Here is a 2,486-nt window from a genome sequence, read left to right as displayed (position 1 = left end):
AGTCCTAGCCCGTCCGGCGTTTGAGGAGCGGGGGGTCCGGGGGCAGCGCCCCCGGGTACGGGACGGGTAGGGGCGGAGGGGGCGAAACCAAACCCGCCTATGGGTCGACGCGGATCACCGCGACCGGACCTGCCCCCCGGAGTGTGGCGGGCTCCGCCGTGAGCAGGGCCGCGTCGTAGCGCCCGAGGGACAGCCCCGCGAGCTCCGCGGAGCCGCCGAGCGCGACGACCAGCACGGCCGGCCCGCCCGGAACGGGCACCCCGTCCTCGGGGAACAGCACGTCGACGCCCGGCACCGGCGAACCACCCCGTTTCCACATGACGTTGAGGTTCACGACCGGCCCCCCGAGCAGCCGGCACCCGGTGGGCAGGTCACCGGGAAAGCGGTGGGGCACGTACGGGGTGTCGACGAGCCGGCGATCGTGCCCCACGGTCAGGTCCATCCCGGCGCCCTCGACCATGGTGAGGATCCGGTCCACCCCGGTGAAGGAGGAGAACGGCCCGTCGGCGCCGACGTCGGCGAGGCTCACCCGCCAGGCGAAGCCGGACATGTCCGCGCCCTCGGGCCGGACGACGATCTCCCGGGTGACCCCGCCGCCGTTCTTCCAGGGCACGGCGGTCCGTCCTGCGGCGGGCAGGAGGTGTGCGCTCATGTGACGATCCCGTGGGCCCGCGCTGCCGCCAGCCACTGCGGGAACTCCGCGACGAGCCGGTCGTACAGCTCCTCGTCGCTCACCTTCCGCGGATCCGAACCGGCGTGGAAGAAGCCGGCGTTGTCGACGGCCCGTTTCTGCGGCACCGCCAACTCGTCGAGCTTGCGCAGGAACTCGAACTGCCGGCTGCCCGGATCACCGAACCCTATGAACTGCCAGAACAGCGGCAGCCGGGCCGCCTTGCACAAGTACCGTTCGGCGGCGAGCTTGTTGATCGGCCCCCCGTCGGTCTGGAAGACGACGAGGGCAGGGGCCTTGGAGCCGCTGTCGAGGTAGTGGTCGATGACGGCGTCCATGGCGAGGTGATAGCTGGTCCTGCCCATGTGCCCGAGCCCGGCCGCGATCCGTTCGATCCTCCCCCGGTGGTTGTCGAGCGCGATGTCGGTGACCGCGTCGACGTCCGTGGAGAAGAAGACGACCGGGACGGTTCCGTCGTCGTCGAGGTGGGCGGACAGACCGAGCACCCGGTCGGCGAGGGCCTGCACGCTGCCGTCGTCGTAGTACGGCTTCATCGACCCCGAGTAGTCGACGACCAGGTACACGGCGGCCTGTTGCCCGCTCAGCCCGTGCTTGGTGAGACAGATCCCGGCGCTCTTGTACGGGCCGACCAGCGCGGGCGCGGTCTCCTCGACCTTGGTGAGGCTGATTCCGGCCATGCGGGGCTCCCGTCGCGCGAGGGTTCGGAACGCCGAGGTTACGTCACGGTGTTGGCCCGGCCGCTGCACGGACCCTGCCGTTCCCAGCCGACGGGCCGGTTGGATATTTTGATCATCGCCGTCCCCACCGGCTCGCTGTTTCCCTTGCCCGCGCGTTCCGAGGAGCCGGCCGTGGAGTCCGAGTCCGCCGTCACCACCTGCTACCGCCATCCCAAGGTGGAGTCCCATGTGCGCTGCACCAGGTGCGACCGCTACATATGCCCCGGCTGCATGCGCGAGGCGGCCGTCGGCCACCAGTGCGTGGAGTGTGTGAAGGAGGGCGCGAAGTCCGTCCGGCAGGCCCGCACCGCCTTCGGCGGCCGGATCTCGACGGTGCCCGTGGTGACGTACGTCCTCATCGGCCTCAACGTGCTGGCCTATCTGGCCGAGCTGCTGCGCTCGTCGGTCGTGGACCGGTTCGAGATGCTCGGCGCCGGCCTGGTGGGCACGGACGGGGCGCACTATCTCTGGCAGGCCGCGCACACCCCGGACTACCACCCGGAGGGCGTCGTCGACGGGGAGTGGTACCGGCTGCTGACCGGTGCGTTCCTGCACATGCCGCCGACCGAGGGCACGTTCGGGATCGCGCACATCGTGATGAACATGTTCGCCCTGTGGAACATCGGCAGGATCGTCGAGACCCAGCTCGGCCGGGTCCGCTACCTCTCCCTCTATCTGCTGTCGGCGCTCGGCGGCTCGGTCCTCGTGCTGCTGATCGCACCGGACGAGGCCACGGTCGGCGCGTCGGGCGCGATCTTCGGCCTCGGTGCCGCGTACTACGTGATGGCCCGCAGGCTCGGCGCGGACATGGGGAACGTCAACCGGTTCATGGCGGGCCTGCTGATCTGGCTGCTGATCTCGGCGGGGCTCACGTCCTGGCAGGGCCACCTGGGCGGCCTGCTGGCGGGCGGTGTCGTGACGGCGGCCTTCGCCTACGCTCCCCGGGACCACCGGCGGGCGCCGATACAGGCGACCGTGTGCGTGGGGCTTCTCACGCTGCTGGTCGTTCTCGCGGTGCTGAAGGTCTCGGCACTGCGGAGCGGCGCCGTGTAGCCCGGCACCGCGGAACGGCGCCGCGC

At 70.9% G+C, this 2,486-nt stretch carries 3 protein-coding genes; 1 reads left to right on the top strand and 2 read right to left on the bottom strand.

All coding sequences use genetic code 11. The features are described 5' to 3' along the window. Positions 1 to 97: 97 nt before the first annotated feature. Both ACFWBT_RS42610 and ACFWBT_RS42605 read right to left on the bottom strand, forming a co-directional pair. The gene (locus ACFWBT_RS42610) at positions 98 to 652 is read right to left on the bottom strand and encodes a HutD family protein (RefSeq protein ID WP_385710105.1); all 555 of its coding nucleotides are present in this window, start codon (positions 650 to 652) and stop codon (positions 98 to 100) included. Beyond that, complete coding sequence (locus tag ACFWBT_RS42605; RefSeq protein WP_385710102.1) at positions 649 to 1,368, bottom strand: vWA domain-containing protein; 720 nt, start codon at positions 1,366 to 1,368, stop codon at positions 649 to 651. Before ACFWBT_RS42605 ends, ACFWBT_RS42610 begins: the two co-directional genes overlap by 4 nt. Before the next feature lie 171 nt (positions 1,369 to 1,539). On the opposite strand from ACFWBT_RS42605, the gene ACFWBT_RS42600 reads away from it, so the two are divergent. Continuing rightward, the gene (locus tag ACFWBT_RS42600) at positions 1,540 to 2,460 is read left to right on the top strand and encodes a rhomboid family intramembrane serine protease (protein WP_385710099.1); all 921 of its coding nucleotides are present in this window, start codon (positions 1,540 to 1,542) and stop codon (positions 2,458 to 2,460) included. Positions 2,461 to 2,486: the final 26 nt, after the last annotated feature.

Origin of the sequence: Streptomyces sp. NPDC060027 (assembly GCF_042737005.1) — a bacterium.
In the GTDB taxonomy this organism is placed as follows: Bacteria; Actinomycetota; Actinomycetes; order Streptomycetales; family Streptomycetaceae; genus Streptomyces.
The sequence above is the reverse complement of the archived record's forward strand: the minus strand, read 5'-3'. Positions and strand labels throughout refer to the sequence as shown.

What these genes read in the sequence shown, in the direction of transcription:
- ACFWBT_RS42610 (WP_385710105.1), bottom strand. Translation starts at nt 652, where the DNA reads ATGAGCGCACACCTCCTGCCCGCCGCAGGACGGACCGCCGTGCCCTGG.
- ACFWBT_RS42605 (WP_385710102.1), bottom strand. Translation starts at nt 1,368, where the DNA reads ATGGCCGGAATCAGCCTCACCAAGGTCGAGGAGACCGCGCCCGCGCTG.